The organism is Streptomyces sp. NPDC055966, assembly GCF_042269865.1.
Lineage (GTDB): Bacteria > Actinomycetota > Actinomycetes > Streptomycetales > Streptomycetaceae > Streptomyces.
The window spans coordinates 340,255-355,729 of the sequence record NZ_JBHJYK010000008.1 but is presented as its reverse complement, the minus strand read 5'-3'; the positions used below and the strand labels follow the sequence as shown (position 1 = coordinate 355,729).

At 72.1% G+C, this 15,475-nt stretch carries 13 protein-coding genes; 10 read left to right on the top strand and 3 right to left on the bottom strand.

The annotated features are described in order from the left end of the window. The first annotated feature begins 2 nt into the window (after nucleotides 1–2). From ACFC8N_RS19860 to ACFC8N_RS19850, 3 genes are all read left to right on the top strand, one after another. On the top strand, nucleotides 3–653 hold the full coding sequence (locus ACFC8N_RS19860; RefSeq protein ID WP_362818789.1) for an AIM24 family protein: 651 nt from the start codon (nucleotides 3–5) through the stop codon (nucleotides 651–653). Continuing rightward, the gene (locus tag ACFC8N_RS19855) at nucleotides 650–1,477 is read left to right on the top strand and encodes an AIM24 family protein (RefSeq protein ID WP_376288904.1); all 828 of its coding nucleotides are present in this window, start codon (nucleotides 650–652) and stop codon (nucleotides 1,475–1,477) included. The genes ACFC8N_RS19860 and ACFC8N_RS19855 overlap by 4 nt, the downstream gene beginning before the upstream one ends. Nucleotides 1,478–1,569: 92 nt before the next feature. Then, a complete protein-coding gene (locus ACFC8N_RS19850; RefSeq protein ID WP_356027813.1) occupies nucleotides 1,570–2,046 on the top strand; it encodes a MarR family transcriptional regulator in 477 nt (158 codons plus the stop codon). On the opposite strand, the gene ACFC8N_RS19845 is transcribed toward ACFC8N_RS19850, so the two are convergent. From ACFC8N_RS19845 to ACFC8N_RS19835, 3 genes are all read right to left on the bottom strand, one after another. Beyond that, the gene (locus tag ACFC8N_RS19845) at nucleotides 2,021–3,256 is read right to left on the bottom strand and encodes an MFS transporter (protein ID WP_376288903.1); all 1,236 of its coding nucleotides are present in this window, start codon (nucleotides 3,254–3,256) and stop codon (nucleotides 2,021–2,023) included. The two genes, ACFC8N_RS19850 and ACFC8N_RS19845, sit on opposite strands and share 26 nt — an antisense overlap. Nucleotides 3,257–3,370: 114 nt before the next feature. Then, nucleotides 3,371–4,327: a methylmalonyl Co-A mutase-associated GTPase MeaB gene (gene meaB / locus ACFC8N_RS19840; protein WP_356027809.1), complete on the bottom strand. Its 957-nt coding sequence runs from the start codon at nucleotides 4,325–4,327 to the stop codon at nucleotides 3,371–3,373. 34 nt (nucleotides 4,328–4,361) lie between these two features. Further along, nucleotides 4,362–5,561, bottom strand: coding sequence for an acetyl-CoA C-acetyltransferase (locus ACFC8N_RS19835; protein WP_356027807.1), 1,200 nt, complete (start codon nucleotides 5,559–5,561; stop codon nucleotides 4,362–4,364). Between the two features lie 148 nt (nucleotides 5,562–5,709). On the opposite strand from ACFC8N_RS19835, the gene mce reads away from it, so the two are divergent. The 7 genes from mce to ACFC8N_RS19800 all read left to right on the top strand — a co-directional run bounded on the left by mce (nucleotide 5,710) and on the right by ACFC8N_RS19800 (nucleotide 15,473). After that, nucleotides 5,710–6,150: a methylmalonyl-CoA epimerase gene (gene mce / locus ACFC8N_RS19830; RefSeq protein WP_356027805.1), complete on the top strand. Its 441-nt coding sequence runs from the start codon at nucleotides 5,710–5,712 to the stop codon at nucleotides 6,148–6,150. A 209-nt stretch (nucleotides 6,151–6,359) separates the two neighbouring features. Then, nucleotides 6,360–10,274, top strand: a complete 3,915-nt coding sequence (gene scy, locus ACFC8N_RS19825; protein ID WP_376288902.1) for a polarized growth protein Scy — start codon at nucleotides 6,360–6,362, stop codon at nucleotides 10,272–10,274. Between the two features lie 183 nt (nucleotides 10,275–10,457). Then, nucleotides 10,458–11,393 (top strand): cellulose-binding protein, encoded by a 936-nt coding sequence (locus ACFC8N_RS19820; RefSeq protein ID WP_356027801.1) that lies wholly within the window; start codon nucleotides 10,458–10,460, stop codon nucleotides 11,391–11,393. Nucleotides 11,394–11,477: 84 nt separating this feature from the next. Further along, nucleotides 11,478–12,437, top strand: coding sequence for an ABC transporter ATP-binding protein (locus ACFC8N_RS19815; RefSeq protein ID WP_376288901.1), 960 nt, complete (start codon nucleotides 11,478–11,480; stop codon nucleotides 12,435–12,437). A 5-nt stretch (nucleotides 12,438–12,442) separates the two neighbouring features. Next, on the top strand, nucleotides 12,443–13,216 hold the full coding sequence (locus ACFC8N_RS19810; RefSeq protein ID WP_356027895.1) for an ABC transporter permease: 774 nt from the start codon (nucleotides 12,443–12,445) through the stop codon (nucleotides 13,214–13,216). A 131-nt stretch (nucleotides 13,217–13,347) separates the two neighbouring features. Continuing rightward, complete coding sequence (locus ACFC8N_RS19805) at nucleotides 13,348–14,595, top strand: ABC transporter ATP-binding protein (RefSeq protein ID WP_356027797.1); 1,248 nt, start codon at nucleotides 13,348–13,350, stop codon at nucleotides 14,593–14,595. Continuing rightward, on the top strand, nucleotides 14,592–15,473 hold the full coding sequence (locus ACFC8N_RS19800; RefSeq protein ID WP_356027795.1) for an ABC transporter permease: 882 nt from the start codon (nucleotides 14,592–14,594) through the stop codon (nucleotides 15,471–15,473). The genes ACFC8N_RS19805 and ACFC8N_RS19800 overlap by 4 nt, the downstream gene beginning before the upstream one ends. Nucleotides 15,474–15,475: the final 2 nt, after the last annotated feature.

Below are 15,475 nucleotides of genomic sequence, written 5' to 3'. Positions count from 1 at the left end.
AGATGGCGTTCCGGGAGATCAACTCCAAGATGGTCGAGGCGACGGTGCTGCCCGGGCAGCGGCTGTTCAGTCAGCGCGGGGCGATGCTCGCGTACCGGGGGGACGTGTCCTTCACGCCGAACATCCAGGGCGGTCAGGGCGGGCTGATGTCCATGCTCGGGCGCCGGGTGGCGGGCGAGGCGACCCCGCTGATGTCGGTCGAGGGCAGCGGGACCGTCTTCTTCGGGCACGGCGGCCACCACGTCCACGTCATCCACCTCACGGGCGACACCCTGTACGTCGAGGCGGACCGGCTGCTCGCCTTCGAGGGCACGCTGCGGCAGGGGACGATGTTCATGGGCTCGCAGGGCGGGGTGATGGGCCTGGTCCGGGGCCAGGTGACCGGTCAGGGTCTGTTCACGACGACGCTCCAGGGGCAGGGCTCGGTCGCCGTGATGGCGCACGGCGGTGTCTTCGAGCTCCCGATCACCCCGCAGCGCCCGGTCCACGTCGACCCGCAGGCCTACGTCGCCCACCACGGCGAGGTGCGCAACAGGCTGTCGGCCGCGCTCGGCTGGCGCGAGATGGTGGGCCGGGGCTCGGGCGAGGCGTTCCAGCTGGAGCTGAGCGGCAGCGGCACGGTGTTCGTCCAGGCGTCGGAGGAGAAGCTGTGAGCACGTACGGAACGCCGGGCGCGGGACCGGGCGGACCGGTCGGACCGGTCGTGCACGACCCGATGACCCTGCCCGTCGACGACAACGTGAACGCGTACACGTTCTGTGTCGAGCTGAAGAGCGGGCAGTGGTTCCTGCAGAAGGGGAAGATGATCGCCTACTACGGGGCGATCGAGTTCAACGGGATCGGGCACGGGCGACTCGACCGACTTGTCCGTACCTCGTTCCATTCGCCACTGCACGCAAGCGACTGGGTCGTGGCCGAGGGCTCGGGCAAGATGCTGCTCGCCGACCGGGCCTTCGACGTCAATTCCTATGACCTCGACGACGGGAACCTGACCATTCGCGCGGGCAACCTGCTCGCTTTTCAGCCAAGTCTCGCGCTGAAGCAATCGATCGTGCCGGGTTTTCTGACCCTTATCGGAACCGGAAAGTTTGTGGCCGCATCTAACGGTCCGGTGGTGTTCATGGAACCTCCGATCCGGGTCGACCCGCAGGCGCTCGTCGGGTGGGCCGACTGCCCGTCCCCGTGCCATCACTACGACCACGGGTACCTGACGGGCGTCCTGGGCGGTCTACGTGCGATGACGGGCTTCGGCGGGGTGTCCGGCGAGGAGCACCAGTTCGAGTTCGTGGGCGCCGGGACGGTCCTGCTGCAGTCGTCGGAGAGCCTGATGGACGAGACGGCGACGGGGGTCGTGCCGGCGGAGCCGGGCGTGCCGGGAGGTGGCGCTCCGGGGCCGGGCGGACACGGTCAGCAACCGCCGGGCGCACCGCGCCTTCCCGGACAGCTGGGGGACCTCCAGCGTCGCTTCGGGCTGTGAGCGGTAGTCTGCGGAGTGTGACATCGAACGCGTGCGCACTGTCACATCATCCAAAGTAGTTCGGCATTCAACTTCTTAGGTAGACTTCATTCATGGAGACCGAGACGGCCACGCGCTGGCTGACCGATGCGGAGCAGTGCGCCTGGCGCACCCACCTGGAGGTCAACAGGCTGTTGACGTACCAGTTGGAGAAGGATCTTCAGCCGTTCGGCCTGACGATGAACGACTACGAGATCCTCGTGAACCTGTCCGAGTCCGACGACGTACGGATGCGGATGAGCGACCTCGCCACTGCCACGCTGCAGTCCAAGAGCCGGCTCTCGCACCAGATCACGCGGATGGAGAGCGCGAACCTGGTGCGCCGTGAGAACTGCGAGTCCGACCGGCGCGGGCTGTACGCGGTACTGACCGAGCACGGCATGGAGACGATGCAGAAGGTGGCGCCACATCATGTCGCCTCCGTGCGACGGCACTTCATCGATCTGCTGTCGCCGGAGGCGCTGACGGAGCTGGACAAGGCCCTGAAGCCGATCGCCGAGCACCTCAGAGGGCAGCGGGGGCGTCCCTGAGTCCGCGGCCCGAGCGGCCGAGGGTGCCGACGGCGCTGATCAGCGCCGTGGCGCCCGCCAGGGCGAAGCACACCCCCAGCGGGAGGCGGCCGAGCAACAGACCCGTCGCCGCCGCCCCGCCCGAACTCCCCGCGTTCACGGCCGTGTTGACCCAGGCGCCCGCCCGTGTCCGGGCGCCCTCGGCCGCCGACTCGTCGGCCAGCAGGTATGCCGTGGTCAGCGTGGGAGCGATGAACGCACCGGCGCAGGCCATCGCCGCCGTCAGGCTCCACAGCCCCGGAGCGAGGCCCGCCGCGGCGATCACCAGGCCGAGCCCCACCGCGAACCGGCACAGCCGTACCCGGGCCGGTGCCCGCCACCGCACCGCCCCGTTGACCAGCCCGCCCACCGCGCTGCCCGCGGAGAGCGCGCCCAGGACCCAGGGCACCGGGCCCGTGTCGTGGGAACGCGCCGTGGCGAAGGCCATCACCAGCAGCTCCACGCCGCTCAGGGCGAGTCCGGCGCCGGCGGCCACGCCGACCGGGACCAGCAGGCCGGAGAGGGAGCCGGGCGTTCGCCCGAGCGCGGCGGGGCGGGGGCCCGGCAGCCCCGGTGACGTGACGAAGACACAGGTGCCGCACACGATCAGCAGTGCGCTCAGCAGGATCCCGGACGCCGGCGGGGCGACGCCCGTCAGCGCGCCGACCAGCGCCGGGCCGGAGACGTACAGCAGTTCCTCGGCGACCCCGTCCAGGCTGTAGGCGCGGGCCAGCATGCCCGGCTCCGGGGCCAGTTCGGCCCACACGGCCCGCATCGTCGGGCCCAGCGGCGGCGCGCACGCGCCCGCGAGCGCGACGGCCACGGCGATGAGCGCCGCCGGTGCGCCCGGGCGCCAGGTCAGGGCGGCCAGGACGCACAGGACGGCGCCGTGGACGGTCGCCATGGGGAGCAGCGCGCGGCGCGGGCCATGGCGGTCGATCAGGGACGCCTTGACCGGCATCAGGAAGATCGTGGCGCCGAACAGGGACATCACGGCGCCGGAGACGGCGTAGGAGCCGGTGGCGCGGGTGACGGACAGCAGCATCGCGACGGACACCGTGCCGTAGGACAGGCGGGCCGTCAGGGCGGAGGCGAAGGCGCGGCGGGCGTGGGGCAGGCGCAGGACGGCGGCGTACGAGGGCCGCGCGGGGGCATGCGGATGTTCCTCTGGTCGAGGCGGAAGAGGGGACACCGAGGGACGCGAGGGCCGGTCGTTCGTACGGCCTCGCGGTCCGGTGCGCGCTCTACGCCAAGGAGAGGGACATGCCGGTCAAGATAGCTGCCGGGCGCGGGAGTCGGCCAGCGCTCAGCCCCGCGTGAGGCCCGCCACCAGCTCGTCCGCCGCGCGGTACGGGTCCAGCTCGCCCGCGACGATCCGCTCGGCCAGCGCGCTGAGACGGCGGTCGCCGTGCAGGTCGCCGATGCGTTCGCGCAGGGCCGTGACCGCGATGGTCTCCACCTCGCGGGCCGCGCGGGCCCGGCGGCGTTCGGCGAGGACGCCGTGCTCCTCCATCCACGCGCGGTGCTTCTCCAGGGCCTCCACGACCTCGTCGACGCCCTCCGCGCGCGCCGCCACCGTCTTCACGATCGGCGGGCGCCAGTCGCCTGGGGCGCGGGCCTCGCCGAGGCCCAGCATGTGGTTCAGCTCGCGGGCCGTCGCGTCGGCGCCGTCCCGGTCCGCCTTGTTGACGACGTAGACGTCGCCGATCTCCAGGATGCCGGCCTTCGCCGCCTGGATGCCGTCGCCCATCCCCGGGGCCAGCAGGACGACCGACGTGTCCGCCTGGGAGGCGATCTCGACCTCCGACTGGCCGACGCCGACCGTCTCGACGAGGATCACGTCGCAGCCCGCCGCGTCGAGGACCCGGATGGCCTGGGGGGCCGCCCAGGCCAGGCCGCCCAGGTGGCCGCGGGTGGCCATCGAGCGGATGTAGACGCCGGGGTCGGAGGCGTGGTCGGACATCCGGACGCGGTCGCCGAGCAGTGCGCCGCCGGAGAACGGGGAGGACGGGTCGACGGCCAGGACGCCGACCCGCCTGCCCTGTTTGCGGTACGCCGTGACGAGTGCGGAGGTCGAGGTGGACTTGCCGACGCCGGGCGAGCCGGTCAGGCCGACCACATAGGCGTTGCCGGTCAGCGGGGCCAGTGCCGCCATGACCTCCCTGAGCTGCGGGGACGCCCCCTCCACCAGGGAGATCAGCCGGGCCACGGCACGCGGCCGGCCGTCCCTGGCCTGGGCCACCAGAGAGGAGACGTCCTGCATCAAACAGCTCCGTTCACTCGCGAGAAAGTACTGCTCAGGCCTTCGGTACCCGCACGATCAGGGCGTCACCCTGGCCGCCGCCACCGCACAGCGCGGCCGCGCCGGTACCGCCGCCGCGGCGCTTGAGCTCCAGCGCCAGGGACAGGACGAGACGGGCACCGGACATGCCGATCGGGTGGCCCAGGGCGATGGCGCCGCCGTTGACGTTCACCCTTTCCGTGGACACACCGAGGTCCTTCATTGACTGCACGGCGACCGCGGCGAAGGCCTCGTTGATCTCGATCAGGTCGAGGTCGGAGACCTCCAGGCCGTCCTTCTTCAGGGCGTGCAGGATGGCGTTGGAGGGCTGCGACTGGAGGCTGTTGTCCGGTCCGGCCACGTTGCCGTGCGCGCCGATCTCGGCGAGCCACTCCAGGCCCAGCTCCTCGGCCTTGGCCTTGCTCATCACGACCACGGCCGCCGCACCGTCCGAGATCTGCGAGGAGGTACCGGCCGTGATCGTGCCGTCCTTGGCGAAGGCCGGGCGCAGCTTGCCCAGGGACTCCACCGTGGTGTCGGCGCGGATGCCCTCGTCCTTGCTGAAGACGACCGGCTCGCCCTTGCGCTGCGGGATCTCGACCGGGGTGATCTCGGCCTCGAACACGCCGTTCTTCTGCGCGGCGGCGGCCCGCTGGTGGGACAGCGCGGCGATCTCGTCCTGCTCGGGGCGCCGGATACCGAGACGCGTGTTGTGCTTCTCGGTCGACTCGCCCATGGCGATGCCCTCGAAGGAGTCGGTCAGGCCGTCGTGGGCCATCGCGTCGAGCATCTCGACGGCGCCGTACTTGAAGCCCTCGCGGGACTTCGGCAGCAGGTGGGGGGCGTTGGTCATGGACTCCTGGCCGCCCGCGACCACGATGTCGAACTCACCGGCGCGGATGAGCTGGTCGGCGAGCGCGATGGCGTCGAGGCCGGACAGACACACCTTGTTGATGGTCAGCGCCGGGACGCTCATCGGGATGCCGGCCTTGACCGCCGCCTGGCGGGCCGGGATCTGGCCCGCGCCGGCCTGCAGCACCTGGCCCATGATGACGTACTGCACCTGGTCGCCACCGATCCCCGCACGGTCGAGGGCGGCCTTGATCGCGACGCCGCCGAGGTCGGCGCCCGAGAAGGACTTGAGGGAGCCCAGAAGTCGTCCCATGGGCGTGCGCGCGCCCGCGACGATCACAGAGCTGGTCGTTCCAGAAGGCATGAGCTGCGATCCCCTTACCGGCCTGCGCGGCCGAGGAGTGAACGAGGGTTTACTTCGAATGTACTGATGGCACTCCGTGCCGTCACCGGCCCGTCGGTGTGATCGCGCGCACGTTGCGTAACCACCCGCAGGGCGCTGCACTGAATCCATGCTGACGCGAATCGACCACATCGGGATCGCCTGCCACGACCTCGACGCCACCGTCGAGTTCTACCGGGCCACGTACGGCTTCGAGGTGTTCCACACCGAGGTCAACGAGGAGCAGGGCGTGCGCGAGGCCATGCTCAAGATCAACGAGACGTCGGACGGCGGCGCCTCCTACCTCCAGCTGCTGGAACCGACCCGCGAGGACTCCGCCGTGGGCAAGTGGCTGGCGAAGAACGGCGAGGGCGTCCACCACATCGCCTTCGGCACGGCGGACGTGGACGCCGACTCCGAGGAGATCCGCGGCAAGGGCGTCCGGGTCCTCTACCAGGAGCCCCGGATCGGCTCCATGGGGTCGCGGATCACCTTCCTGCATCCAAAGGATTGCCACGGTGTCCTGACAGAACTGGTCACTTCGGCCCCTGTTGAGTCCACTGAGCACTGACTCCCGTACATAAGGGCCGGTAGGGTTGGGGGCGGTCGTCTCTGAACGCGGGGGACGGCCGCATGCCGGGGTCCGGGTTTTCGGGGGACGAGCGTCGGGGCAGCAGCCCGTGCTCCGCCGTTGATCTGACACCATTCCCCGGGGGCCCCGTTCGGCGGTTGGACGGAGCTCGTTGCAGAAGCTGACCAGGGGACGGATGGGACCGCGCAGTGCGGGGCTACGAGAGCCAGGAGCGAGAGCCGGCGGCTGACGTCGACCACCTCTCTCGGTTCGAGGCCGAGATGAAGCGGCTGAGGACCGAGCGGGAAAAGGCGATCCAGCACGCCGAGGACCTCGGCTACCAGGTCGAGGTGCTGCGCGCCAAGCTGCACGAGGCGCGCCGCACCCTCATGACCCGGCCCGCCTTCGACGGCGGCGACATCGGCTACCAGGCCGAGCAGTTGCTCCGCAATGCCCAGATGCAGGCCGACCAGCTGCGCCAGGAGGCGGAGCGGATGGCCGCGGAGGCCCGCGCGCAGACCCAGCGCATCCTCCAGGAGCACGCCGAGCAGGCCGCCCGTCTCCAGGCCGAGCTGCACCAGGAGGCGGTGACCCGGCGCCAGCAGCTCGACCAGGAGCTGGCCGAGCGCCGCTCGACGGTCGAGTCGCACGTCAACGAGAACGTGGCCTGGGCGGAGCAGCTGCGCGCCCGCACCGAGCAGCAGGCCCGCCGGCTGCTGGACGAGTCCCGCGCGGAGGCCGACCAGGCGCTGGCCGCCGCCCGCGCGGAGGCCGAGCGGCTGACCGACGAGGCCCGCCAGCGGCTCACGAACGACGCCGAGGCGGCCCGCGCGGAGGCCGAGCAGATCCTGCGCCGGGCCCGCACGGACGCCGAGCGGCTGCTGAACGCCGCGTCCACGCAGGCCCAGGAGGCCACCGACCACGCCGAGCAGCTGCGCTCCTCCACGGTCACCGAGTCGGACGCCGCCCGCCGGCAGTCCGCCGAGCTGAGCCGGGCCGCCGAGGAGCGGATGGCGGCGGCCGAGGAGGCGCTGCGCAAGGCGCAGGCCGAGGCCGAGAAGCTGGTCACCGAGGCCGAGCAGACGGCCGCGAAGACCCTGTCGAGCGCCGAGGCCGCGAACGAGACGCGCACGCGCACGGCGAAGGAGCAGGTCGCCCGGCTGGTCGAGGAGGCCACCAAGGAGGCCGAGACCACCCGCTCGGATGCCGAGCAGCTGGTCGCGGACGCCCGCGCCGAGGCCGAGAAGATCGTCGCCGAGGCCGCCGAGAAGGCCCGTACGATCACCGCCGAGGAGAGCGCGACCCAGCTGTCGAAGGCGGCCAAGACCGCCGAGGACGTGCTCGACAAGGCCGCCGAGGAGGCCAAGCGGACCACCCGGGCCGCCGCCGAGGAGGCCGAGCGGATCCGTACCGAGGCCGAGGCCGAGGCGGACCGGCTGCGCGCCGAGGCGCACGACATCGCCGAGCAGCTCAAGGGCGCGGCGAAGGACGACACCAAGGAGTACCGCGCCAAGACGGTCGAGCTGCAGGAGGAGGCCCGCCGGCTGCGCGGCGAGGCCGAGCAGCTGCGCGCCGACGCGGTCGCCGAGGGCGAGTCGATCCGTGCCGAGGCCCGCCGGGAGGCGGTCACGCAGATCGAGGAGGGCGCCAAGTCCGCCGAGGAGCTGCTGGCCAAGGCCAGGGTCGACGCCGACGAGCTGCGCAAGAGCGCGGCCGCGGACAGCGAGAAGGTCCGCACCGAGGCCATCGAGCGGGCCACCGGTCTGCGCCGGCAGGCCGACGAGACCCTGGAGCGCAGCCGTGCGGAGGCCGAGCGGCTGCGGGCCGAGGCCGAGGCGCAGGTCGAGACGGTCCGCACGGACGCCGAGAGCGCGGCGCGCGAGCTGCGCGAGGAGACCGAGCGCGCGGTCGAGGCCCGCCGCGCCGAGGCCGCCGAGGAGCTGACCCGGCTCCAGAGCGAGGCACAGGAGCGCCTGGACTCCGCCGAGCAGGCGCTCGGCGAGGCCCGCGAGGAGGCCACCCGGATCCGCCGGGAGGCCGCCGAGGAGGCCGAGCGGCTGCGCACGGAGGCCGCCGAGCGGATCCGTACGCTCCAGCAGCAGGCCGAGGCCGAGGCCGAGCGGCTGCGCGACGAGGCCGCGGCCGACGCGTCCGCCTCCCGCGCCGAGGCCGAGTCCGTCGCCGTACGGCTGCGCTCCGAGGCCGGCGCCGATGCCGAGCGGCTGAAGACGGAGGCGCAGGAGAGCGCCGACCGGGTGCGCACGGAGGCGCAGGCCGCCGCCGAGCGGCTCGCCACCGAGGCATCCGAGACGCTGGCCGCCGCGCAGGAGGAGGCCGCCCGGCGCCGCCGCGAGGCCGAGGAGACGCTCGGCTCGGCGCGCGAGGAGGCCGGCCAGGAGCGGCTGCGCGCCCGCGAGCAGAGCGAGGAGCTGCTGGCCTCCGCCCGCAAGCGGGTCGAGGAGGCGCAGGCTGAGGCGGTCCGGCTGGTGGAGGAGGCCGACCGGCGCGCCACCGAGATGGTCTCGGCCGCCGAGCAGCACGCCCAGCAGGTGCGGGACTCCGTCGCCGGGCTGCACGAGCAGGCGCAGGAGGAGATCACCGGGCTGCGCTCGGCCGCCGAGCACGCGGCGGACCGGACGAAGCGGGAGGCCGAACAGGAGGCGGACCGGGTCCGCGCCGACGCCTACGCCGAGCGGGAGCGGGCGAGCGAGGACGCCGCCCGGATCCGCCGCGAGGTCGGCGAGGAGACGGAGGCCGCGAAGGCGCTGGCGGAGCGTACGGTCGCGGAGGCGATCGCGGAGGCCGAGCGGCTGCGCGCGGACGCGGGCGAGTACAGCCAGCGTGTGCGCACCGAGGCCTCCGACGCGCTCGCCGAGGCCGACCAGAGCGCGGCCCGCACCCGGGCGGACGCCCGCGAGGACGCCAACCGCATCCGCTCGGACGCGGCGACGCAGGCGGACACCCTGATCACCGAGGCCCGCAGCGAGGCCGAGCGACTGACGACCGAGACGGCCGCGGAGGCCGACCGGGTGCGCACCGAGGCGCTGGCCGAGGCCGAGCGGCTCCAGTCGGAGACCGTGGCCGAGGCGGACCGGGTCCGCGCGGAGGCGCTGGCGGGCGCCGAGCAGCTGATCGGTGAGGCCACCGACGACGCCGAGCGGCTGCGCGCCGAGGCGGCGGAGACGGTCGGCTCGGCCCAGCAGCACGCCGAGCGGCTGCGGGCGGACGCCGAGCGGCTGCGGTCGGAGGCGGAGGCGGAGGCGGAGCGGCTCGTCAACTCCGCGCGCGAGGAGGCCGACCGGACCCTGGACGAGGCCCGCAAGGACGCCAACAAGCGGCGCTCGGAGGCGGCCGAGCAGGTCGACACGCTCATCACGGAGACCACGGCCGAGGCCGACAAGCTGCTCACCGAGGCGCAGCAGCAGGCGCTGAAGACGACCGCGGACGCCGAGTCGCAGGCCGACACGATGGTGGGCGCGGCCCGCAGCGAGGCCGAGCGGATCGTCGCCGAGTCGACCGTCGAGGGCAACTCCCTGGTGGAGAAGGCCCGTACGGACGCGGACGAGCTGCTGGTCGGTGCCCGCCGGGACGCGACCGCGATAAGGGAGCGGGCCGAGGAGCTGCGCGACCGCATCACGACCGAGATCGAGGAGCTGCACGAGCGGGCCCGCCGCGAGGCCGCCGAGACGATGAAGTCCACCGGTGACCGCTGCGACGCGCTCATCAAGGCCGCCGAGGAGCAGCTGGCCAAGGCGGAGGCGAAGGCCAAGGAGATGGTGTCCGATGCCAACTCCGAGGCGGGCAAGGTGCGTATCGCCGCCGTCAAGAAGGCGGAGGGGCTGCTCAAGGAGGCCGAGCAGAAGAAGGCCAGGCTGGTCAAGGAGGCCGAGGAGCTGAAGGCCGAGGCGATCCGGGAGGCCCGGCGCACGGTCGAGGAGGGCAAGCGCGAGCTGGAGATCCTGGTGCGCCGGCGCGAGGACATCAACGCCGAGATCTCACGGGTCCAGGACGTCCTGGAGGCGCTGGAGTCCTTCGAGGCGCCGACGGCCGGCAAGGACGGCGGGGTCAAGGCGGGCGCCTCGGTCGGTGCCCCACGATCGGGTGGCAAATCGTCAGACGGGTAGCGCGTCGGGGACGTTCCGGTGTCTTCTGGGGGCTTTGCCCGGGTCGTTGGCAAGCTTTCCGGCCGTCAGCCACCCAAAAGGGGTCTCATTCTCCAGATCAAACACGTATCCGCGTGATGACACACCGCTTCGGCCCCTAGGATTCCACCTATCACCTCACCGGTCTCATTCGACAGGAACCCCATGAGCGACACTTCCCCCTACGGCTTCGAGCTTGTGCGGCGTGGGTACGACCGCGCTCAGGTGGACGAACGTATCTCCAAGCTCGTCTCCGACCGTGACAGCGCTCTCACCCGGATCACCGCCCTGGAGAAGCGCATCGAGGAGCTCCACCTCGAAACGCAGAACGCCCAGGCCCAGGTCACCGACGCCGAGCCGTCGTACGCGGGTCTCGGCGCGCGGGTCGAGAAGATCCTGCGCCTGGCCGAGGAAGAGGCCAAGGAGCTGCGTGAGGAGGCCCGGCGGGCGGCCGAACAGCACCGCGACCTCGCCGAGTCGGCGGCCCAGCAGGTCCGCAACGACGCCGAGTCCTACGCCGCCGAGCGCAAGGCCAAGGCCGAGGACGAGGGCGTCCGGATCGTCGAGAAGGCCAAGGGCGACGCGGCCCAGCTGCGCACCGAGGCGCAGAAGGACGCGCAGTCCAAGCGCGAGGAGGCGGACGCCCTCTTCGAGGAGACCCGCGCCAAGGCCGCGCAGGCCGCCGCCGACTTCGAGACGAACCTCGCCAAGCGCCGCGAGCAGTCGGAGCGCGACCTGGCCTCGCGCCAGCAGAAGGCCGAGAAGCGGCTGGCGGAGATCGAGCACCGCGCGGAGCAGCTGCGCCTGGAGGCGGAGAAGCTGCGCACGGACGCCGAGCGCCGCGCCCGCCAGACGGTGGAGACGGCCCAGCGCCAGGCCGAGGACATCGTGGCCGACGCCAACGCCAAGGCGGACCGGATCCGGTCGGAATCCGAGCGCGAGCTCGCTGCGCTGACCAACCGCCGCGACAGCATCAACGCCCAGCTGACCAACGTCCGCGAGATGCTGGCCACGCTGACCGGCGCCGCGGTGGCTGCCGCCGGTGCGCCGGGTGAGGACGAGCCCATCTCCCGTGGGGTGCCGGCGCAGCAGACGCGGTAACGCTCGCGCGCACGGTAGCCGAACCGGGCGAAGCCCCCTTCCACTCCGGTGGCAGGGGGCTTTCGCTCGTCTTAGCGTGGCCGCATGATCGAGCTGGCGGGGCTGACCAAGCGGTACGGCGAGAAGGTGGCGGTCGACCATCTCACCTTCCAGGTCAGACCCGGCATCGTGACCGGCTTCCTCGGGCCCAACGGGGCCGGGAAGTCCACCACCATGCGGATGATCCTCGGGCTCGACCACCCCACCGCCGGGGACGTCCGGATCGACGGCAGGCACTACGACCAGCTGGCGGACCCGCTGACGTACATCGGGGCGCTGCTGGACGCCAAGGCCGTGCACGGCGGGCGCAGCGCGTACAACCATCTGCTCTGCCTCGCGCAGAGCAACGGCATTCCGAGGAGCCGGGTCGGCAAGGTGCTGGAGGCCGTCGGACTGACCGCCGTGGCGCGCAAGAAGGCCAAGGGGTTCTCGTACGGCATGGGGCAGCGGCTCGGGATCGCCGGGGCGCTGCTCGGCGATCCGCGGATCCTGATGTTCGACGAGCCGGTCAACGGGCTCGACCCGGAGGGCATCCACTGGATCCGGAACCTGATGAAGTCGCTGGCCGCGCAGGGGCGGACGGTGTTCGTCTCCAGTCATCTGATGAGCGAGATGGCGCTGACCGCCGATCATCTGGTGGTCATCGGGCAGGGGCGGCTGCTCGCGGACACGTCCATGGCCGCCTTCATCCGGGACAACGCGCGCGCGTACGTCCGGATCCGCTCGCCCCAGCGGGAGCGGCTGCTCGACGTGCTGCACGAGGACGGGGTCACCGTCGTCGAGGCGGGCGGGGAGGCGCTGGAGGTGGACGGGGGCAAGGCCGAGCGGATCGGCGAGCTGGCGGCGCGGCACGGGATCGTGCTGCACGAGCTGAGCACCCAGCAGGCGTCGCTGGAGGAGGCGTTCATGCGGCTGACGGCGGAGTCGGTGGAGTACCACGCGCAGGCCGGCCCGGAACCGGAACCCGCCCCGCAGGACTGGGGCGCCGGCTGGAAGGGGGCGTGAGCGCCATGGCGGCCGGTCAGGTCATCCGGTCCGAGTGGACGAAGATCCGGTCGGTGGCGTCGACGGTGTGGACGCTGTCGGTGGCTCTGGTCGTCACGATCGCGCTCGGCATGCTCATCTCGGCGCTGTCCCGCGGCCAGTTCGCCTCGATGCCGGTCACGGACCGGCTGTCGTTCGACCCGACCTTCGTGTCCTTCGCGGGCATGAGCCTCGGCCAGCTCGCCATGATCGTGTTCGGTGTGCTGGTCGTGTCGAACGAGTACAGCACAGGCATGATCCTCGTCTCGCTGGCCGCCGTGCCGCGCCGCGCCACCTTCCTGTTCAGCAAGGTCGCCGTGGCCGCCGCGCTCGCGCTGGTCGTCGCGATGGCGACGAGCTTCGCCGCGTTCTTCCTCGGGCAGGCGGTGCTCGGCCCGTACCGGGCGCACCTCGGGGATCCCGGGGTGCTGCGCGCGGTGGTCGGCGGCGGGCTGTACATGACGCTGATCGCGGTGTTCTCGATGGGGGTCGCGGCGATGCTGCGCTCGCCGATGCTCTCGCTCGGCATCCTGATGCCGTTCTTCTTCCTGATCTCCACCGTCCTCGGCAACGTCGACGCGACCAAGAAGATCGGCCGGTTCCTGCCGGACCAGGCGGGCAGCCGGATCATGCAGGTGGTGCCGAGACTCGGCGACGAGCGGCCGTACGGGCCCTGGGGCGGGCTCGGGATCATGGTGCTGTGGGTGCTCGCGGCGCTCGCGGGCGGATACGTGCTGCTGAAGCGGCGGGACGCGCAGTAGGCCGATTGTTCACGCTTCGTGATGCTCAGGCTTTACTTTCTTTTGAGCGGAACCGTCAGCCGCTCGATATCCTCCTAACCCTTACGGGGGCGTGCGCCCCGCTGTCCAGATCCTTTCGATGGGTGCGGAGCATGATCGAGGCTGTCGGCCTGACCAAGCGCTACGGCGACAAGACCGCCGTGTACAACCTTTCCTTCCAGGTGCGACCGGGAACCGTGACCGGCTTCCTCGGGCCGAACGGCTCGGGCAAGTCGACGACGATGCGGATGATCCTCGGGCTGGACAACCCCACGTCCGGCACCGTGACCATCGGCGGCTACCCGTACCGCAAGCTGCCCAACGCGCCCCGCCAGGTCGGCGCGCTGCTCGACGCCAAGGCCGTGCACGGCGGGCGCAGCGCGCGCAACCACCTGCTGAGCCTCGCCCAGCTGTCGGGCATCCCGGCCCGGCGCGTGGACGAGGTGCTCGGGGTCGTCGGCCTCCAGGACGTGGCCAAAAAGCGCTCCAAGGGGTTCTCGCTCGGCATGGGGCAGCGCCTGGGCATCGCCGCCGCGCTCCTCGGCGACCCGCAGGTGCTGCTGTTCGACGAGCCGGTCAACGGCCTCGACCCCGAGGGCATCCTCTGGGTCCGCAACCTGATGAAGGCGCTCGCGGCGGAGGGCCGTACGGTCTTCGTCTCCTCGCACCTGATGAGCGAGATGGCGCTGACCGCCGACCACCTCATCGTCATCGGCCGCGGCCAGCTGCTCTCCGACATGAGCGTGACGGACTTCATCTCGGCCAACTCCGCCGACTTCGCGCGCGTGCGCACCCCCGACACCGAGCCCCAGCTGCGCGAGAAGCTGACCTCCGCGCTCACCGAGGCCGGCGGCCACGTGCTGCCGGAGCAGGACGGCGCGCTGCGGGTGACCGGGCTGCCGCTGCCCCGGATCAGCGACCTCGCGCACGCGGCGGACGTGCGGCTGTGGGAGCTGTCGCCGCACCAGGCCTCGCTGGAGGAGGCGTACATGCGGATGACGCAGGGCGCCGTGGACTACCGCTCGACCATCGACCAGAAGGCGGGCCTGCAGCAGCCGCTGCCGCCCGGCGCGCAGCCGCCCATGCCGGTGCCCGGCCAGGGCCAGCCCGGCTGGTACGCCCCGCCGCCGCCCCAGCAGGGCGGGCAGCCCGTCCCGGGCCAGGCCCCGGCCGGCGGCCCCTACGGCGCACAGCCGGGCCCGTACGGCGCCCCGCAGGCCCCGCAGGGCCACCCCGCCCCGGGCGCCCCGAACCCGTACGCGCAGGGCCCGGCGCCCACCGCTCCCCCGGCACCGGCCGCCGCGCCCGCCCCCGCACCCGCCGACCTGACCCGGACCCAGCCCAAGGACGACGCCCGATGAGCACCCACCAGCCCCCGATGCCGCAGGCACCCGCAGCTGCCGCTCCCGACTGGCAGGCGGCACCCGGCGGGCAGTACCCCGGTTACACCTCGCCGATCCCGGTCGTGCGCGCCCACCTCGGGCACGCGCTGGCCTCCGAGTGGACGAAGATCAAGTCGGTGCGGTCGACGATCTGGACGCTCGGCGTCTTCGTGCTGCTCGTCGTCGGCATCGGCCTGCTGGCCGGCGCGGTGGTCAGCCGCTCCTCCTCGCAGATGAACGACCAGAGCCCGCTCCAGCTCGGCTTCTTCGGGCTGCTGCTCGGCAGCATGTGCATCATGACCCTCGGCGTGCTGACCACGGCGTCCGAGTACGGCACGGGCATGATCCGGACGACGATGACGGCGTGCCCGAGCCGCAGCCGGGTGCTGGCCGCGAAGGCGATCGTGTTCTTCGTCCTGGCCTTCGTGATCACGCTGGCCTGCGCCGCGTTCGTGGCGATGGTGCAGAACGCCATGGTGCAGGGCAACGGCGCGCGGACGCCGACCGGCAGCGAGTGGTTCAAGGCCACCGTCGGCGTGAGCCTCTACATCGCGCTGCTCGGCTTGCTCTCGCTGCTCATCGGCTCGATCATCCGGCACTCGGCGGGCGCCATCACGATCATGATCGGCCTGCTGCTCGCGCCGCTGGTGATCGCGCTGTTCATGTTCTCCGAGTCGCTGCACAAGCTCCGCGAGTGGCTGCTGGAGTACTCGATCCCGAACCAGATGAGCGTGTTCTACTCCAACTCGCTGAGCACGTCCGGCCCGTCGGGCTGGGACCCGCTGTGGATCATGCTGGGCGTGACGGTCGCGGCGTACGCCGGTGCCTTCGCGCTGCTGCGCAGCCGGGACGTGTGACG

What these genes read in the sequence shown, in the direction of transcription:
- ACFC8N_RS19860 (WP_362818789.1), top strand. Translation starts at nt 3, where the DNA reads ATGGCGTTCCGGGAGATCAACTCCAAGATGGTCGAGGCGACGGTGCTG.
- ACFC8N_RS19850 (WP_356027813.1), top strand. Translation starts at nt 1,570, where the DNA reads ATGGAGACCGAGACGGCCACGCGCTGGCTGACCGATGCGGAGCAGTGC.
- meaB (WP_356027809.1), bottom strand. Translation starts at nt 4,327, where the DNA reads ATGCAGGACGTCTCCTCTCTGGTGGCCCAGGCCAGGGACGGCCGGCCG.
- ACFC8N_RS19835 (WP_356027807.1), bottom strand. Translation starts at nt 5,561, where the DNA reads ATGCCTTCTGGAACGACCAGCTCTGTGATCGTCGCGGGCGCGCGCACG.
- mce (WP_356027805.1), top strand. Translation starts at nt 5,710, where the DNA reads ATGCTGACGCGAATCGACCACATCGGGATCGCCTGCCACGACCTCGAC.
- ACFC8N_RS19820 (WP_356027801.1), top strand. Translation starts at nt 10,458, where the DNA reads ATGAGCGACACTTCCCCCTACGGCTTCGAGCTTGTGCGGCGTGGGTAC.
- ACFC8N_RS19815 (WP_376288901.1), top strand. Translation starts at nt 11,478, where the DNA reads ATGATCGAGCTGGCGGGGCTGACCAAGCGGTACGGCGAGAAGGTGGCG.
- ACFC8N_RS19810 (WP_356027895.1), top strand. Translation starts at nt 12,443, where the DNA reads ATGGCGGCCGGTCAGGTCATCCGGTCCGAGTGGACGAAGATCCGGTCG.
- ACFC8N_RS19805 (WP_356027797.1), top strand. Translation starts at nt 13,348, where the DNA reads ATGATCGAGGCTGTCGGCCTGACCAAGCGCTACGGCGACAAGACCGCC.
- ACFC8N_RS19800 (WP_356027795.1), top strand. Translation starts at nt 14,592, where the DNA reads ATGAGCACCCACCAGCCCCCGATGCCGCAGGCACCCGCAGCTGCCGCT.